Raw genomic sequence first — 16,810 nt, 5'->3', positions numbered from 1 at the left:
CTGCAGCACCCGGCGGTTTATGACCGTTTGCGCTTCTCACGCACACGCATGTTGACGTTGATCGGGCTGCCTTCGAAGCCGTAGACCTCGCGGAGGCGACGCTGGATGTAGCGACGGTAGCCCGGGTCGAGGAATCCGGTGGTGAAGAGCACGAATGTCGGCGGGCGGCTCGAGGCCTGGGTGCCGAACAGGATGCGCGGCTGCTTGCCACCGCGAACCGGGTGCGGGTGCTCTGCGGTGAGTTCGGCGAGGAACGCGTTAAACTTACCGGTGGGCAGGCGGGTGTCCCACGACTCGAGCGCGAGTTCGAGCGCCGGAACCAGCTTCTCCATGTGACGACCGGTGCGGGCCGAGATATTGACGCGCGGCGCCCAGGACACGTGCGCAAGGTCCTGCTCGATCTCACGTTCCAAGTAGCGACGGCGTTCGTCGTCGAGGAGGTCCCACTTGTTGAAGGCGAGAACGAGGGCGCGACCGGACTCGAGGACGAGGTCGATGATGCGCACGTCCTGCTCGCTGATCGGCTCGGAGACGTCGAGCATGACGACGGCAACTTCGGCCTTCTCCAGCGCAGCACTCGTGCGCAGGGTGGCGTAGAAGTCTGCGCCCTGCTGCAGGTGAACGCGACGGCGGATACCGGCGGTGTCGACGAACCGCCACACCTTTCCGCCGATCTCGACCTGCTCATCGACCGGGTCACGCGTGGTTCCGGCGAGCTCGTTGACGACGACGCGTTCTTCACCGGCGGCCTTGTTGAGAAGGCTCGACTTGCCCACGTTCGGGCGACCGAGGATCGCGACGCGGCGGGGTCCCCCGACCTCTTCTTTCGCGACAGCTGACACTTCGGGCAGCTTGGTCATGATGAGGTCGAGCAGGTCGGCCACGTTGCGGCCATGCAGTGCTGAGACCGGGTACGGCTCGCCGAGGCCGAGTGACCACAGCGAGGCAGCGTTCGGCTCCTGGCGCACATCGTCGACCTTGTTGGCCACGAGGAAGACGGGCTTGTCGATCTTGCGCAGCAGGCGAACGACGTGCTCGTCGGTGGCGGTTGCCCCGACGTTGGCGTCGACAACGAAGAGCACAGCGTCGGAGAGGTCAATGGCGACCTCGGCCTGCGCGGCCACTGACGCGTCGATGCCCTTGGCGTCCGGCTCCCATCCGCCGGTGTCGACGAGGGTGAACTGGCGTTCGTTCCACTCGGCCTTGTACTTCACCCGGTCGCGGGTGACGCCGGGGGTGTCTTCGACGACGGCCTCACGGCGGCCGAGGATCCGGTTGACGAGCGCTGACTTGCCCACGTTCGGGCGACCGACGATCGCGAGCACCGGCAACGCGGGCAGGTAGTGAATCGCGTCGGGGTCGTCGGTCGTCAACTCGAGAATCTCGAGGTCCTCGTCGCCGAGGTCATAGTCGTTGAGCCCGCTGCGCAGCGCGTCGGCGCGACGAGAGGCGAGCTCTTCGTCGATGTCGCTCATACGCTCGACGAGTCGATCGTCGTAGTCGGTGGTGTTCTCGTCAAAGGCGTCAGCCATGTTGTCTCTCTCTACGATCGTGCCGCGCGGATGCGCGGGCACTCTACGTTTCTTGCGAGGTGCGAATCACGTCGAGTACGGCATCGACGGTTTCGTCAAAGTTCAGGTGTGTGGAATCGACGGTGACAACGCCATCCGCTGCAGTCATGAAGTCGACGACGCGCGAGTCCGCGCGATCACGCTTCTGCAGCGCAATCGCGACGTCGGAGGCCGACTCAGTCACAAGTTCTGCAGAGCGTCTTGACATTCTAGCCTCTTCGCTGGCTGTGAGCAGAATGCGCGCTGTGGCGTCCGGTGCCACCACCGTGGTGATGTCACGTCCCTCGACGATGATTCCGGCCTTGTCGCTGTCCCGAATGATGCTCCGGAACAGTGCGGTGAGGTGGTTGCGAACCTCAGGAACGCGAGCGACAGCACTCACCGCGGCAGAAACACGCGGTTCACGGATGCTGTCCGTCACGTCCGTTCCGGCCACGTGCACAGCGTACCCATCCGGGTCCGTCCCGATCGCGTAGTCAAAACCTGCGAGGGAGGAAATCACCTCGGTCGCCTGCTCCGGGTCCGCGTTCGAATCGAGGACGTGCCACGCCAGTGCGCGATAGGCGGCACCGGTGTCGAGGAACGCGAAGCCGAGTCGCTTCGCGGCTGCCTTGGAGACACTGGATTTTCCGCTTCCGGCTGGACCGTCGACGGCTACTACGGTGTTCGTCACTCTTATGTGCTCGCAATCCGCCAGCCGCGCGCCTCGAGGTCATCGATGGCGCGTTGCTGGACCTCGGGAAGAACGGCGATCTCGGCGAGGCCGATTTGGGCACCGGGTGAGTGCTCCAGTCGCAGGTCTTCCATGTTCACTCCAATGTCACCGAGTTCGGTGAGGAGCTTGCCCAATTGGCCGGGGGTGTCGTCGACCATGACGACGATGGTTTCGTAGCGGCGGTCCTGGCCGTGCTTGCCCGGCAGCCGGGCCACACCGCTGTTGCCGGCCGCGATGGCGTCGGCAATGGTGCGGCGAGCTCCGGGAGCGTCGGGTCCGCGCAACGCCTCGGTCACCCGGGCAAGGTCGGCCGCGAACGCGTCGAGCACGTCGACGACCGGTTCGGCGTTGGAGGCGAGGATCTGTACCCAGAGCTCGGGAGCGCTCGACGCGATCCGTGTGGTGTCGCGGAGGCCCTGGCCGGTGAGCCGGACGGCGGAGTCCGGTGCGTGCACGAGCTGCTTCGCGAGGAGACTCGCAACGAGTTGCGGTACGTGCGAGACGAGGCCCACCGAACTGTCGTGCTCGTCCGGGGTCATTTCAATCGGGCTCGCACCGAGGTCGAGGGCGAGGTCTTCGACGAGCGCGAGCGCTTCCGGAGGCGTCTCCTCGTCACGGCAGACCACCCACGGCCGACCGAGGAACAGGTCGGCGCGGGCGGAGATCGCTCCCCCGCGTTCCCGCCCGGCCAAGGGGTGCGACCCGATGTACTGGGTCAGGTCCACACCCCGATTTTTCAGGGCAAGGAACGGCTCGAGTTTCACGCTCGCCACGTCGGTGACCACAGCGGACGGGAATCGAGCGAGCTCTGCCTCGATGACGTTCGCTGTGACATCCGGTGGAACGCTCACCACTACGAGGCGAGGATTATCACCGTCCCGTTCGACCCGGCCGGCACCGTAATCGACGGCGAGCTTCAGCTGGGCCGGCGAGGAGTCGGCGAGGATCACGTCGACGCCGTTGGCGCGCAGCGCCAGACCGATGCTGGCACCGAGCAGGCCTGCGCCGACGATGCGGACCTGTCCGGTCAACCGGGACGGGGTAGTGCTCACGGGGCTGCTCTATTCGGAGGGTTCGGTTTCTGCGGCCGCGCGGGCTGCAGCACGCTCGGCGTCTCGCTCGGCTTTGTCGAGTTTGGTGACCTCTCGCGAAATCGTGAGAAGCTCACCGAGTTCAACTTTAGTCAGTTCGCGCGTCTGCCCCGGGCGGAGGGTGCCGAGGCTGACCGGGCCGAACTGGCGGCGCACGAGTTCAAGCACGGGGTGGCCGATGGCCGCGAGCATGCGGCGAACGATGCGGTTCTTGCCGGAGTGCAGGGTGATTTCGACGAGGCTGCTGTCTCCGCTGGACTGGCCGGCCAGGAGCCGGGCCTTGTCGGCGGCGATGACGCCGTCCTCAAGCTCGATGCCGCGGGTGAGCGTCGCAATGTCTTGAGCGGTCACGCGACCGGACACCTTGGCGATGTAGGTTTTCAGCACGCCAAACGAGGGGTGCGCGAGCATGTGCGCGAGGTCGCCGTCGTTGGTGAGGATGAGCAGGCCGCTCGTTTCGGCGTCGAGGCGGCCAACGTTGAACAGCCGCTCGTCGTAGTCGTGTGTGTACTGGGTGAGGTCGGCACGGCCGCGCTCATCAGCCATGGTGCTCACAACACCGACCGGCTTGTTGAGCACGACATAGCGCTTCGTGGTGTCGAGCTGGACGGGAACGTTGTTGACCTCGACCTGGTCGTTCTCCGGGTCGATACGCCGGCCGAGCTCGCGCACAACGACGCCGTTCACGCGAACGCGACCTTCTACGATGTACTGCTCGGACACGCGGCGAGAGGCGACGCCGGCGGCGGCCAGCACCTTTTGGAGCCGAACGCCTTCGGGTTCGAACGGGTCGAACCGTGGCTTGTCGGCCGGCTGTGCGTCGGACTCGAAGTCCTCGGAGGGGGTGGGGTTATCGGAAGTCACTGGTGAATCCTTCGGTGCCGTCGGCGAGCAGGGGGGAAAGAGGGGGCAGTTCGTCGATCGAGTTGATGCCGAGCTGTTGCAGGAGGAGGTCGGTGGTGCCGTAGTTGATGGCGCCGGTCTCACTGTCGGTGAACAACTCGGTGATCAGACCGCGGCCGGCGAGCGTGCGCACAACGGAGTCGACGTTGACCGCGCGGATGGAAGCGATGGACCCGCGGGTGATCGGCTGCTTGTACGCGATGACCGCGAGCGTCTCGAGCGCGGCTTGTGACAGCTTGCTCGGGTTTTCGCTCGCCACGAAGTCGGTGACAGCGGTGTCGTACTCGTCACGGACGTAGAAGCGCCAGCCACCGCCCACCTCGCGCAGCTCGAACCCACGGCGGACCGTGCCGTCGACGCCGTCGAAGTCGGCCACCAGCCGGTCGATCGCCGCCCGTACCGCCTTCACCGGGGAACGCAGCGCCGTTGCGAGGCTGACGATGCTCTGCGGTTCGTCCGCAATCATCAGAATGGCTTCGAGGGCTCGTTCGAGGTCGGGCGTCGGGGCGGGAGCTGGCGTGGCGCTGGAAGCATCCGTGTGATCAACATCTGTATCGGGGGTACCGGTGTCAATTGTCATAGTCGGCTCCGAGGTTCGCGAGGGTCTCTTCGGTGAAGTTTTCGGCGGTCCAGCGCAGGGTGAGTTCGCCGAGCGGTTCGAGCTGCTCGAAGCTCAGCGCCGCCCGGCGGTAGAGCTCAAGCACCGCGAGGAAGCGGGCGATGATGATGCCTTTCGCGTCGGCACCGGCGATGAGCTGCCGGAACGACATGGGTTCACCGTGCTTGAGCAGAGCAACGACGTGCGCTGCCTGCTCACGGATACTGATCAGCGGGGCGTGCAGGTGCTCGAGGCCGACCACCGGGATTTCGCGCGGGGTCAGGGCCAGCGTGGCGAGGGCTGCGAAGTCGTCGAGCGTGACGGTCCAGACCAGTTCGGGTTTGCGCTGCCGGAACTTGTCTTCCAGCCGCACCGACCGGGGGTGCCGGTTGGCTTCGGTGTCGAACTTCTCGGCAAACCACGCGGACGCCTCCTTGAACGCGCGGTACTGAAGCAGCCGGGCGAACAGCAGGTCGCGGGCTTCGAGGAGCGCGACGTCTTCGGCGTCGACGAGCTCGCCCTGCGGCAGCAGCCCGGCAATCTTGAGGTCGAGCAGGGTCGCCGCCACCACGAGGAACTCGCTGGCCTGGTCGAGCTCTTCGGCCGAGTCCAGGCTGCGGAGGTAGCTGATGAACTCGTCGGTCACCTTCGACAGCGAGATCTCGGTGATGTCGAGTTCGTGTTTGCTGATCAGCGAGAGCAGCAGGTCGAACGGCCCCTCAAAGTTGCCGAGCGCGACCTGGAATCCGGTCGGGCCCTGCTGCTGATCGGGCGTGGCTGTCTGCGCCCGGGCGGTGTCAGGCGACAGCGCCACGCGCAACCAGCTCCCGCGCGAGCTGACGGTAGGCGCGGGCCGACGCGTGCTCGGGGGCGAACTCGGTGATCGGGGTGCCCGCAACGCTCGCGTCCGGGAACTTGACGGTGCGGCCGATCACGGTTTCAAGTACGTCGTCGCCGAACGCGTCGACCACCCGCTCGAGCACCTCACGGGAGTGCAGGGTGCGCGAGTCGAACATGGTGGCCAGGATGCCGTCGAGCTCAATGGCCGGGTTGAGCCGGTCCTTGACCTTCTCGATGGTCTCGATGAGCAGGGCAACGCCGCGCAGCGCGAAGAACTCGCACTCGAGCGGGATGAGCACGCCGTGGCTGGCGGTCAGCGCGTTGACGGTGAGCAGGCCGAGCGACGGCTGGCAATCGATGAGGATGACGTCGTAGTCGTCCGTCAGCTTGCGCAGGACACGAGCAAGGATCTGTTCCCGGGCAACCTCGTTGACGAGGTGCACTTCGGCCGCGGAGAGGTCGATGTTTGCGGGGATGATGTCGAGGCCGTCCACCGAGGTGTGCTGGATCGCATCGGTCGGTTGGTGCTTGTTCGACAGCAACAGGTCGTAGATGGTGAGTGCGTCGTGGGTGTTGACGCCGAGGCCGGCTGACAGGGCACCCTGCGGGTCGAAGTCAATGCACAGCACCCGGCGGCCGTAGTCGGCGAGGGCAGCACCCAGGCTGATCGTCGTCGTCGTCTTACCGACGCCGCCCTTCTGGTTGCACAGGGAAATGATGCGGGCAGGGCCATGACTTTTGAGTGGTGCGGGTACAGCAAACTCGGAAAGGGTCCGACCGGTCGGTCCCTTCTTTTCGATCGGTGTCTCCACCGAGAAGAGCTCTTCGCTTGTTTTGGCCACCAGGCTTGCCCCACTCCCATCGTTTCTCGACGTGTTTCGTTCCCGATTCTATCGGGCGGGCCCCGCTCAGCCGTGCGGCCACGCGTAAACCCGCCGTTCCGGGCGCGCCACACGGCGCCGGTCAGCGGGCGCGGGGGTGCGCGGTGGTGTACATGTCACGCAGAGTGTCTGCTGTGACCAGAGTGTAGATCTGGGTGGTGGCGACCGACGAGTGCCCGAGAAGCTCCTGCACTACGCGCACGTCAGCACCACCCTGCAAGAGGTGCGTGGCGAAGGAGTGCCGGAGCGTGTGCGGCGACACCTCGGTGGTCAGGCCGGCGCGTTCGGCCGCCGCGCGGATGATCAGCCAGGCGTTTTGCCGGGACACTCGCTGGCCGCGCAGCCCGAGGAACAGCGCGGGCGTCGCGGTGCCACGCACGGAGAACACCGGGCGGGCCCGCACAAGATAGGCGTCGAGCGCGTCCCGGGCGTACGAACCGACCGGGACGATCCGTTCCTTGTTCCCCTTGCCCGTCAGCCGCACGATGTCTTCATCGAAGACGTCGTCGACGTTGAGCGACACCGCTTCCGACACGCGGGCACCTGTCGCGTAGAGCAATTCCAGCAGCGCCCGGTCGCGCAGCGACTGCGGATCATCGCCACCTGTCGCTTCGAGCAGGGCGGTCACCGATTCAAGCGGAAGCGCCTTGGGCAGCCGACTGGGCAGTTTGGGCGGCTTGATGTCGCGCGCCACGTCAACCTCGATCGCCTCCTCGTCGAGAAGGAACCGATGCAGCCCGCGCACCGACGAGAGCACCCGGGCGAGCGACGTCGCGGTGAGCGGCGAGTCTTCACGGGTGGCGAGATCCCGGAGAAAATCCGAAACGTGCTGCCGCTCGACGTCGACGATCTCGGTGACCTCCCGTGACGCGAGCCACTCGAGGTATAGCGTCAGATCGCGGCGGTAGGCGGCCACGGTGTTCGCCGAGAGGCCCCGCTCAATCGAGACATGACGGAGGTACTGGTCAAGGTCCCGCGTCAGCGCCATGTCAGGACGCCGAAGACGATCCGAATTTCGGATGCCGCGTCCACGGCGCGTTCGCATCGCCGAGCGTGTCCCAGTTGCGACGCTCGGCGGCCGAAGCCGCAAGAACCGCGATGCACAAAGAGGGGTTCTGAATCCGCCGCTCGAGCACCGCTGTGACGAGTTCGTCCAACGGCGCCCAGCGCACCACGATGTCGGCCTCTTCCGCGGTCCGCTCGAACGCCTCCCCGGTCGAGCTCAGGCCGCGGGCCAGGTAGATCCGAATGACCTCATCGCTGCCGCCGGGTGATGTCGCGAATTCCGCGAGCACCTTCCAGTCGCGCGCTTCGAGGTCAACTTCCTCGGCGAGTTCCCGCTGGGCCGCGACGAGGGGGTCCTCACCCTCCACATCGAGCAGCCCGGCAGGGATCTCCCATTCGCGCATTCCGACCGGGTGCCGGTACTGCTGGATCAGCAGCACCTGGTCGTTCTCGTCCATGGCGAACACCGCAACCGCACCGGTGTGGTCCATGTACTCTCGCGTGATGTCCTCACCGTGATAGTCGAAGACGTCCCGACGGATGCCCCAGACCATCCCGTCGAAGACGAGTTCGCTTGAACGAACCTCAACCTCGGTGGGCTCGTCCGCGAGCGGCGCCGACGATGCGCCGGTCGTCGACTCAGGCACCGGCAACTTCGAACAGCAGGCTGGCCTGCTGACGCTCGAGGGCGGCACCGATCAGTCCGCGGAACAGCGGGTGCGCGTGGGTCGGTCGTGAACGGAGCTCAGGGTGCGCCTGGGTGCCGACATAGAACGGGTGCTCGTCGCGGTCCAGCTCGACGAACTCAACCAGCTGGCCGTCCGGGCTGGTGCCCGAGAAGATCAGTCCGGCATCCGCAATCTGCTGGCGGTAGCGGTTGTTGACCTCGTACCGGTGACGGTGACGCTCGGAGATCTCGGTCGAACCGTAGAGCTCCGCGGTGATCGATCCCTCGTCAAGGTGTGCCGGGTAGAGGCCGAGTCGCATGGTGCCACCGAGGTCTCCCCCGGCGATGATCTCCACCTGCTCCGCCATGGTCGCGATGACCGGGAACGCCGTGTCCGAGTCGAACTCGCTCGAGCTTGCGCCTGCGAGGTCGGCTTCATTGCGTGCATACTCGATCACCATGCACTGGAGGCCAAGGCACAGGCCCAGCGTAGGAATCTTGTTGTCGCGGGCGAACTTCAGCGCCCCAAGCTTTCCTTCAATGCCGCGGATACCGAAGCCACCAGGCACGCAGATGCCGTCGAGATCGGCCAGCGCCTTGGCGGCACCTTCCGGCGTCTCGCACTCGTCTGACGCAATCCACTGCAGTTTGACCTTGGACTCGTGGGCGAACCCACCGGCGCGGAGCGCTTCGGTGACGGAGAGGTACGCGTCGGGCAGGTCGATGTACTTTCCGACCAGGCCGATGGTGACTTCGTGCTTGGGTTCGTGCACGGCTTTGAGCACCGGCGACCACGCCGACCAGTCGACGTCATCGGCTTCGAGGCCGAGGAGGTCGATGATGTAGGCGTCGAGGCCCTGGTCGTGCAGGACAGTCGGGATGTCGTAGATGCTGGGAACGTCGACACAGTTCACGACAGCAGCCTCGTCGACGTCGCACATGAGCGCGATCTTGCGCTTGTTCGACTCGGAGACCGGGCGATCGCTGCGGAGCACGAGCGCGTCAGGCTGAATACCGATCGAGCGGAGAGCGGCAACGGAGTGCTGCGTCGGCTTGGTCTTCTGCTCCCCCGAAGCGTTCATGTAGGGAACGAGTGAGACGTGCACAAAGAAGACGTTCTTGCGACCGAGTTCGTGACGCACCTGGCGAGCGGCTTCGATGAACGGCTGCGACTCGATGTCACCCACGGTTCCACCGACCTCGGTGATGATCACGTCGGGCTTCGGGTCGTTCGACGCCTGCAGGCGCATCCGGCGCTTGATCTCGTCGGTGATGTGCGGGATGACCTGGACGGTGTCGCCGAGGTACTCGCCGCGACGCTCCCGAGCGATGACCGTCGAGTAGATCTGGCCGGTGGTGACGTTGGCCGCCTGGCTCAGGTTGATGTCGAGGAATCGCTCGTAGTGTCCGATGTCGAGGTCGGTCTCGGTGCCGTCGTCGGTGACGAAGACTTCGCCGTGCTGGAACGGGTTCATCGTTCCCGGGTCGACGTTCAGGTATGGGTCGAGTTTCTGCATGACAACACGCAGTCCCCGAGCTGTGAGCAGGTTACCCAGGCTTGCCGCCGTGAGTCCCTTGCCCAACGAAGAAACGACACCACCGGTCACAAAGATGTGCTTGGTCGTGTCGTTCGAAAGGTCCGCGTCTGTAATGTTCACCACGGGCTTCTATCCTACCATGTGAGTTGCGGAGCGGGCGAGCGTCAACAGCTCTTCCGCGTGGGCCAGCCCGGAGTCACTGTCGGCGAGGCCGGAAAGCAGTCGAGCCATCTCGGCGGTGCGTTCGTCGCCGGTCAGTTGTCGAACGCTGGATGCCGTGACCGTTCCGTCGGAGTCCTTCACGACGGCGAGGTGGTTGTTGGCGAATGCGGCGACCTGAGCGAGGTGTGTCACGGCGATCACCTGCGCCGATTCGGCCAGCTTGGCCAGCCGACGACCGATCTCGATCGCTGCTGCTCCCCCGACCCCGGAGTCCACCTCGTCAAACACGAAGGTGGGGACGGGGTCGCTGCCCGCGATGACCACTTCGATGGCCAACATCACGCGCGACAGTTCGCCGCCGGACGCCCCCTTGGCCAGCGCGCGGGGTTCTGCGCCGGCGTGCGGTTTGAGCAGGAACGAGATGGAGTCACGACCGGAGAAGGTGAGTTCGTCGCTAGCGGCGACCTCAATGACGAGGGTCGCGTCGGGCATGGCCAGGGCGGACAGCTCGTCGGAGACGGCGTTCGCGAGCTGGCCCGCTGCCTCCCTGCGGGTCTCAGTCACGCGAGTCGCCAGCGCGTCGACGAGCGCGGCATCCGCCTCGACGACCGCGGTCAATTCGTCAATGCGGTCGGAGTCACTGTCGAGTTCGAGCAGCCGGGCGTTACCGTTGTCGAGTGTCGCCAGCACGTCCTCGAACGTGGGGCCGTACTTGCGCAGCAGAACGTTGAGGTCGGAGCGGCGGTCCTGGACAATCTCGAGTTCGCGGGCGCCGTCGGCGTCGAGGCCAGCCAGGTAACGCGAGAGTTCGAGCGCCACTTCGGAGAGCTGGTAACTCGCGTTCGCCACCTGCTCGGCGAGCGTGCCGAGCTCGGCATCGAAACTGGAGACCCGCTCGAGCTGGCGACGTGCCGAATCGAGGAGCAGGGCGACGTCGGGGCCCTCAGACTCCTCGGCGGAGATGGCCTCTCGAGCGCTGGCGGCGGCGAGCCTGAGCTCTTCGAGGTTGGTGAGCCGTTCGGCGCGCACGGCGAGTTCGTCGTCTTCGCCCGGCTGGGGTGCGATGGCTTCGATCTCGGCGATGATCTCGCGCAGTTCGGCGGCTTCGGCGCTGCGTGCGTCACGTTCACGGATGAGGGTGTCGCGCTCGGTCGTGTTCTCGAGGTAGCGCGAGTAGACACTGCGGTAGTCGGCGAGCAGTCCGGCCAGGTCACTTCCCGCGAACCGGTCGAGGGCATCGCGCTGGGCCGTCTGGGAGCGCAGGCGGATTTGGTCGGACTGGCCGTGCACAACGACGAGCTGTTCACCGAGCTCCGCGAGCACGCCGACCGGCGCACTGCGACCGCCGACCTGGGCGCGGCTGCGGCCCTCAGCTGACACCGAGCGGCCGAGGGTGAGTTCTGCCTGGCCTTCTCCGAACGGGTCGACTCCCCCGCCGGCCTCGGCAACGCGCTCGGCGACGGCACCGTCTGCGGGAATCACCCAGCGACCGTCGACGCTCGCTGCACCACTGCCCTGCCGGATGACGCCGGAGTCAGCGCGACCGCCGAGCAACAGCCCGAGGGCGGTCACCACCATGGTCTTGCCAGCACCGGTTTCACCGGTGATGGCTGTGAATCCCGTGCCGAGTGGCAGCGCCGCTTCGGCGATCACACCGAGGTCACGGATGCCGATTTCCTCAATCATTCGCGTCAGGTCCCCTCCACCCGGTGACCGGCAGGTGGAATTTCTTTACGAGGCGGTCGGTGAATGGGCTCTGGTGCAGGCGCGCGAGGCGCACCGGGATCGACGAACGGCGGACGACAACCCGGGCGCCCGGTTCGAGTTCGTGGGTGCGTCTCCCGTCACACCAGAGCACGCCGGTGCCGTCGGTGCGCCGCAGCACTTCGACGGCGAGCGACGAGTCTGGTCCGACAACGATGGGTCGCGCAAACAGGGCGTGGGCGCTGAGCGGAACGAGCATCATCGCCTCAACGGTGGGCCAGATCACCGGGCCGCCGGCCGAAAAGCCGTACGCGGTTGATCCGGTCGGTGTCGATACGACGACGCCATCGCAACCGAAGGTGGAGAGAGGGCGACCGTCCACTTCAATGACGACCTCAAGCATCCGTTCTCTACTGCCTTTTTCGACGGTGGCTTCGTTGAGCGCCCAGCTTTCCCAGACCACTTCGTCGCGCACCTTCACGCGGACTGACAGCGTGAGGCGCTCTTCGACGAGGTAGTCGCCGTCGATGACCCGTCGCACAGCTTCGTCGAGGTCGTCGCGTTCGCTCTCCGCGAGGAAACCGACGTGGCCGAGGTTGATTCCGAGCAAGGGTGCTGAGTAGCCGCGCACCAGCTCTGCGGCGCGCAGGATGGTGCCGTCGCCGCCCAAAACGATGACAAGTTCGAGGTCATCGGCGGTGACGTCTTCACCGAGGATCGAGACGTCGCCGAGCGGATCAACGGTCGACGGGTCGGCTTGGATCTCTTCGCACTCCTGGCGCACAAGCACGGGGCGTGCGCCGGCCGCCTGCAATTGGGCAATAACCTGAACGGCTGCTGCGACCGAATCAGCGCGACCCGTGTGCGAGACGACGAGGATGAATCTGCGGTCAGAATCCATCCGGGTCACGCTCCAGCTATCTCAGTTATCGTGTCCAACCATTCTGTCGGATTGCGCCCCGCATCGCTCGGGGGATTGACAGCCGGTCCGGCCGGACGGAACCAGGCCAGGTACTCACGGTTGCCGTGGCCACCGACAATGGGCGATTCGATGAGCCCCGATGTGCCGAGGCCGAGGTCCCAGGCATGCCAGAGCACCGTGGCAATGGCGTCGGCTCGCAGAGCGTCGCTCCGCACGATTCCTTCGCGAATGCCACCACGGCCGACCTCAAATTGCGGCTTGATCAAGAGAACAAAGTCGCTCTCCTGGGCCACCGTGCGCTGCAGCGGGCCGAGCACGTGGGTCAGCGAAATGAATGACAGGTCACCAACGACAAGGGTCGGCGATTGTGAAACAGCGGATGCCCCGGCGAGATTCTCGCGAGTCAGGTCACGAACGTTGAATCCTTCGATCACACTCACGCGCTCGTCGATCGCAATTTCGGGTGCTAGCTGCCCGTGCCCGACGTCGAGTGCGATGACGTGGCGCGCTCCCCGCTCGAGGAGCACCTGGGTAAATCCGCCGGTTGAGGCACCGACGTCGAGGGCGAGCCGGCCGGTGGGGTCGACTCCGAACGCATCGAGCGCTCCGAGGAGTTTGTGGGCGCCGCGGCTCACGTAGTGGTCGGCGCCGGCAACCTCGATCTGTGAGGTTGCCCGGACTTTCGCGGCGGGCTTCACCACGGCGCGGCCGTCGACGGTGACCAGGCCGTCAGCGATGAGCCGAGCGGCCAGGGTGCGCGAGCGCGCGTGCCCACGTGAGACGAGCGCAGCGTCGAGGCGCTGGACGGCGGCGTCGGTGCCGGCAACGGGGTCGGTCAAGCGGAGTTCCTCGACGCCAGCTTGTCGCCGCCCTCAAGCTGCGCGCGCAACTCTTCGTGCAGTTGTGCGTACGCCTCGGCGCGCGCCTCAAGCGGCTGATCTTCGATCAGGTGAAGCCGAGGAACGAGCGCGTCGTCGCTCAAAGGGGAAGTGTCACTCACGGTCCCTAGATTACCGGCGACCTCAGGAATAGAGGCGCTCCGGCACGTTGAACCCGAAAATCGCACGACCCGATGCCCAGATCACAGCGCAGGCCGCGCGGAGCAGGTCGATCGGCTCGCCCTCCTTCACGATGACCACGTCGTTTCCCTGGATCCGCACCACGGCGGCCCCGACGGTTGCCTCCGCATTGTCGCGGGACATCCGGGTGACCGGGTACGGCTCGTGTAGTGAGCGCAGGTCCTCGACGATGAACGTTGGACGGGAGAACTTGTCGGCGGCCAGCACGTGCTTGGCCTTGTCGACACCGGTCAGGACGAGCACCGAGTCGATGCCGGCCCGGTTCGCGCCGAGGATATCGGTGTCGAGCCGGTCGCCGATGAACAGTGGACGCGAGGAGCCGAAACGGATCTTGGCCTCATCGAAAATGGGCGTCTCGGGCTTGCCGGCGACCGTCGCAAGTCGACCGACAGCGGTGTGCACAGCCGACACGAGCGTGCCGTTTCCCGGCGCGATTCCCCGAGCCTGCGGAATCGTCCAGTCGGTGTTCGTCGCGATCCACGGAATCTCGACACCGTCTTCGCGCGGGTGCAGCGCGTATGCGGCCTCGGCGAGGTCGGACCAGCTCACCTGCGGTGCGAAGCCCTGCAGCACCGCAGCCGGTGAGTCATCGGCCGAGCGGGTGACGACGAAGCCGCCCTTCTCGAGTTCAGAAACGAGTCCGTCTCCCCCGACAACCAACACGGTCGACCCTGCCGGTACGTGATTGCCGAGCAGGCGAACCGCTGCCTGCGGACTGGTGACAACCTCATTCGGCGCGACGGTCAGCCCGAGCTCCGTGAGGTGCTGGGCCACCGACGCATCGGTGCGCGACGCATTGTTGGTGATGTATCCGACCCGAATGCTCTCGGCGGCCTGGTTGAGGCTCTCGATGGCGTGCGGAATCGCATTCGGCCCGGCATAGACGACCCCGTCGAGGTCGGCGAGCAGAACGTCGACGCCGTCGAGCGGTGTCCGGCCCTTACTTTTCCGACTGAGAAGCGGACTCATCCAGCTCGTCTCCCATGTTCTCTTCAGCGTTCTCGTCGGCGTTCTCGCCGACGTTGGTCGCAACGTCCGCGACGACGTTGCCGTCGAGGTTTTCGTCACTCGTGACGTCGTCGCCGACGGTTTCCTCAGACTCCTCATCGGCGTCGTCGAACGCGCCCGCTGCGACGGCGCTGGCGAGGTCACCCATCTCATCGATGTCGAGCGGAATTCCCTCGGCAGCAGCAGCGTCGTCCGCGTCCTCGTCGTCACTCAGTTCCTCGAAAATTTCGATGGTCTCGAGTTCGTGGTCACCGCGCAATTCCGCGAGAGCAGCGGATGCCACCTGCGAACGTTTGCGCCACACCTCTGCTTCGTCCGCGCGACCGAGTTCCTCGAGAACTTCAGCTTCGGCGCCGAAGAGTTCCGGGCTCCATTCGAAAGCGCGGTCCGGGTTCAGCTCAGGAACCTGCAGCTCCGCCAGTGCGAGCTCGGGCTGACCGAGGTCAAGCCGGGCACCGGACATGGCGATCGCCAGAGCGACACGCACCGGAGCGTCGAGGCTCGCCCGGTCAACAGACCGGCCCACCTCGAGCGCGCGCTCGGGACGACCGACACCGCGTTCACTGTCGACCATCAGCGGCACCTGGTCGTTCGACCCGGTGATGCGACGGTGGGTGCGCAACTCGCGCAACGCCAAAGCGTAGTCACCGGTCTCGTACGCGGTGATCGCAAGCGTCTCGCGAACAACACCAATACGGCCGGCTCGGCGTGCGGCCGAGAGCGCGTGCTGATGCGCAAGCTCGGGATCTTCCTCGATGAGCATCGCAGCCATGGCGAGGTGCCGAGCGACGCGCTCAGCATTGTCAGGGGTGAGGGTCTTGAGCTCGTTGCGCGCAACTCGGTCGAGGTCCTTCGACGTCACGGAGTCGGGCAGCTCAGGGTCGTAGTGGTCCTTGCGAACCATACGCAGCTCCCGCTGCATCCGCTGCTCTTCGGTCATCTCGTCTTCGGGACGGCTCGCTTCCCGGTCGCCGCGAGCGGGAGCGCCGCCACGGGTCCACAGCTTCTGGTCGCCACCTCGGTCGCGACCACCACGCGGACGGTCTTCGCGGGGACGATCAGACCGCTCACCGCGGGGGCGGTCACCGTACGACGGACGGTCGCCACGAGGCTTGTCACCGTAGGAGGGACGCTCTGAACGGTCGCCGCGAGGCTTGTCACCGTACGTTCGCTCGCCACGAGCCTTGTCACCGTAGGAGGGCCGCTCTGAACGGTCGCCGCGAGGCTTGTCACCATACGTTCGCTCGCCACGAGGCTTGTCACCGTAGGAGGGACGGTCAGTGCGCGGGCGGTCACCGTACGAGGGACGCTCAGAGCGCTCGCCCCGGGGACGGTCACCGTAGGAGGGACGGTCTCCCCGCGGCTTATGGCCGTAGGACGGACGATCCGACCGGTCACCGCGAGGCTTGTCACCGTACGTGGGGCGTTCACCACGGGGGCGATGACCGTAGGACGGACGGTCAGTACGCGGGCGGTCACCGTACGAAGGGCGCTCAGACCGCTCACCACGGGGACGGTCGCCATAGGCGGGACGGTCACCACGCGGCTTGTCACCGTAGGAAGGACGGTCAGACCGCTCACCACGTGGACGGTCGCCGTACGACGGACGGTCACCACGCGGCTTGTCACCGTACGAGGGACGTTCAGACCGCTCACCACGTGGACGGTCGCCGTACGACGGACGGTCACTGCGGGCCTGGTCATCGCGACCGGCTCCATACCGAGGACGGTCGCCGCCGCCGGTGCGCGGTCGCTCGTCGCGGGACCGGTCGGAGCCACCGCGGCCGTAGGCGGGACGGTCTCCACCGCTGCGTCCGGATCCAGCGCGGTCCGTACGCGGACGGTCACGGGAGTCACCTCGGCTCGGGCCGCCGGATCGCCGATTGTCGCTCGATGAGCGATCGTTCGGGCCGCGATCGGGGCGCTGAGCGCCCGAATTGTCCGCAGAATCCGGCATGAGGTACTCCCTATTATGTTGAAAATGATGCGTTAAAACGCAAAATGGCCACCCGCACTTGGGTGGCCATTTTACTAAGTTAAGTCCGGCGGTGTCCTACTCTCCCACAGGGTCCCCCCTGCAGTACCATCGGCGCAAAGAGTCTTAGCTTCCGGGTTCGGAATGTGAC

17 protein-coding genes and 1 rRNA gene are annotated in these 16,810 nt (G+C 65.9%); all 18 read right to left on the bottom strand.

Annotation, left to right across the window (positions count from 1 at the left end; translation table 11 throughout):
* Positions 1 to 17: 17 nt before the first annotated feature.
* The gene (gene der, locus L1277_RS13270) at positions 18 to 1,532 is read right to left on the bottom strand and encodes a ribosome biogenesis GTPase Der (RefSeq protein ID WP_253377018.1); all 1,515 of its coding nucleotides are present in this window, start codon (positions 1,530 to 1,532) and stop codon (positions 18 to 20) included.
* Positions 1,533 to 1,575: 43 nt separating this feature from the next.
* Entirely contained in the window at positions 1,576 to 2,244 is a 669-nt protein-coding gene (cmk, locus tag L1277_RS13265; RefSeq protein ID WP_253377016.1) for a (d)CMP kinase, read from the bottom strand.
* A 2-nt stretch (positions 2,245 to 2,246) separates the two neighbouring features.
* Entirely contained in the window at positions 2,247 to 3,338 is a 1,092-nt protein-coding gene (locus L1277_RS13260) for a prephenate dehydrogenase (RefSeq protein ID WP_253377014.1), read from the bottom strand.
* 9 nt (positions 3,339 to 3,347) lie between these two features.
* Positions 3,348 to 4,241, bottom strand: coding sequence for a pseudouridine synthase (locus tag L1277_RS13255; RefSeq protein ID WP_308215105.1), 894 nt, complete (start codon positions 4,239 to 4,241; stop codon positions 3,348 to 3,350).
* On the bottom strand, positions 4,228 to 4,860 hold the full coding sequence (scpB, locus tag L1277_RS13250) for an SMC-Scp complex subunit ScpB (RefSeq protein WP_253377012.1): 633 nt from the start codon (positions 4,858 to 4,860) through the stop codon (positions 4,228 to 4,230). The genes L1277_RS13255 and scpB overlap by 14 nt, the downstream gene beginning before the upstream one ends.
* Positions 4,850 to 5,692 (bottom strand): ScpA family protein, encoded by an 843-nt coding sequence (locus L1277_RS13245; protein WP_374110244.1) that lies wholly within the window; start codon positions 5,690 to 5,692, stop codon positions 4,850 to 4,852. Before L1277_RS13245 ends, scpB begins: the two co-directional genes overlap by 11 nt.
* The gene (locus tag L1277_RS13240; RefSeq protein ID WP_374110243.1) at positions 5,676 to 6,560 is read right to left on the bottom strand and encodes a ParA family protein; all 885 of its coding nucleotides are present in this window, start codon (positions 6,558 to 6,560) and stop codon (positions 5,676 to 5,678) included. The genes L1277_RS13245 and L1277_RS13240 overlap by 17 nt, the downstream gene beginning before the upstream one ends.
* Positions 6,561 to 6,681: 121 nt before the next feature.
* The gene (gene xerD / locus L1277_RS13235) at positions 6,682 to 7,587 is read right to left on the bottom strand and encodes a site-specific tyrosine recombinase XerD (protein ID WP_253377010.1); all 906 of its coding nucleotides are present in this window, start codon (positions 7,585 to 7,587) and stop codon (positions 6,682 to 6,684) included.
* A 1-nt stretch (position 7,588) separates the two neighbouring features.
* Positions 7,589 to 8,251: an NUDIX hydrolase gene (locus L1277_RS13230; RefSeq protein ID WP_253377008.1), complete on the bottom strand. Its 663-nt coding sequence runs from the start codon at positions 8,249 to 8,251 to the stop codon at positions 7,589 to 7,591.
* Positions 8,244 to 9,929 (bottom strand): CTP synthase, encoded by a 1,686-nt coding sequence (locus tag L1277_RS13225; protein WP_253377391.1) that lies wholly within the window; start codon positions 9,927 to 9,929, stop codon positions 8,244 to 8,246. Before L1277_RS13225 ends, L1277_RS13230 begins: the two co-directional genes overlap by 8 nt.
* Before the next feature lie 9 nt (positions 9,930 to 9,938).
* On the bottom strand, positions 9,939 to 11,657 hold the full coding sequence (gene recN / locus L1277_RS13220) for a DNA repair protein RecN (RefSeq protein WP_253377006.1): 1,719 nt from the start codon (positions 11,655 to 11,657) through the stop codon (positions 9,939 to 9,941).
* Entirely contained in the window at positions 11,650 to 12,576 is a 927-nt protein-coding gene (locus tag L1277_RS13215; protein WP_253377004.1) for an NAD kinase, read from the bottom strand. The genes recN and L1277_RS13215 overlap by 8 nt, the downstream gene beginning before the upstream one ends.
* A gap of 5 nt (positions 12,577 to 12,581) precedes the next feature.
* Positions 12,582 to 13,436 (bottom strand): TlyA family RNA methyltransferase, encoded by an 855-nt coding sequence (locus L1277_RS13210; RefSeq protein WP_253377002.1) that lies wholly within the window; start codon positions 13,434 to 13,436, stop codon positions 12,582 to 12,584.
* Positions 13,433 to 13,597, bottom strand: a complete 165-nt coding sequence (locus tag L1277_RS13205) for a hypothetical protein (RefSeq protein WP_253377000.1) — start codon at positions 13,595 to 13,597, stop codon at positions 13,433 to 13,435. The genes L1277_RS13210 and L1277_RS13205 overlap by 4 nt, the downstream gene beginning before the upstream one ends.
* A 22-nt stretch (positions 13,598 to 13,619) precedes the next feature.
* Complete coding sequence (locus L1277_RS13200) at positions 13,620 to 14,645, bottom strand: HAD-IIA family hydrolase (RefSeq protein WP_253376999.1); 1,026 nt, start codon at positions 14,643 to 14,645, stop codon at positions 13,620 to 13,622.
* On the bottom strand, positions 14,617 to 15,624 hold the full coding sequence (locus tag L1277_RS13195) for a hypothetical protein (protein ID WP_253376997.1): 1,008 nt from the start codon (positions 15,622 to 15,624) through the stop codon (positions 14,617 to 14,619). The genes L1277_RS13200 and L1277_RS13195 overlap by 29 nt, the downstream gene beginning before the upstream one ends.
* Positions 15,621 to 16,532, bottom strand: coding sequence for a hypothetical protein (locus tag L1277_RS13190; RefSeq protein ID WP_253376995.1), 912 nt, complete (start codon positions 16,530 to 16,532; stop codon positions 15,621 to 15,623). Before L1277_RS13190 ends, L1277_RS13195 begins: the two co-directional genes overlap by 4 nt.
* A 192-nt stretch (positions 16,533 to 16,724) precedes the next feature.
* Positions 16,725 to 16,810 (bottom strand): 5S ribosomal RNA (gene rrf / locus L1277_RS13185); the annotation flags it as partial.

It is taken from the genome of Okibacterium sp. HSC-33S16, from assembly GCF_024171565.1.
Taxonomy (GTDB): Bacteria; Actinomycetota; Actinomycetes; order Actinomycetales; family Microbacteriaceae; genus Mycetocola_A.
This window is presented reverse-complemented; position numbering and strand designations above follow the sequence as displayed.

Bases quoted from the DNA above. Each gene is read 5' to 3' on its own strand.
- der (WP_253377018.1), bottom strand. From the start codon at position 1,532: ATGGCTGACGCCTTTGACGAGAACACCACCGACTACGACGATCGACTC.
- scpB (WP_253377012.1), bottom strand. From the start codon at position 4,860: ATGACAATTGACACCGGTACCCCCGATACAGATGTTGATCACACGGAT.
- xerD (WP_253377010.1), bottom strand. From the start codon at position 7,587: ATGGCGCTGACGCGGGACCTTGACCAGTACCTCCGTCATGTCTCGATT.
- recN (WP_253377006.1), bottom strand. From the start codon at position 11,657: ATGATTGAGGAAATCGGCATCCGTGACCTCGGTGTGATCGCCGAAGCG.
- L1277_RS13215 (WP_253377004.1), bottom strand. From the start codon at position 12,576: ATGGATTCTGACCGCAGATTCATCCTCGTCGTCTCGCACACGGGTCGC.
- L1277_RS13200 (WP_253376999.1), bottom strand. From the start codon at position 14,645: ATGAGTCCGCTTCTCAGTCGGAAAAGTAAGGGCCGGACACCGCTCGAC.
- L1277_RS13195 (WP_253376997.1), bottom strand. From the start codon at position 15,624: ATGACCGAAGAGCAGCGGATGCAGCGGGAGCTGCGTATGGTTCGCAAG.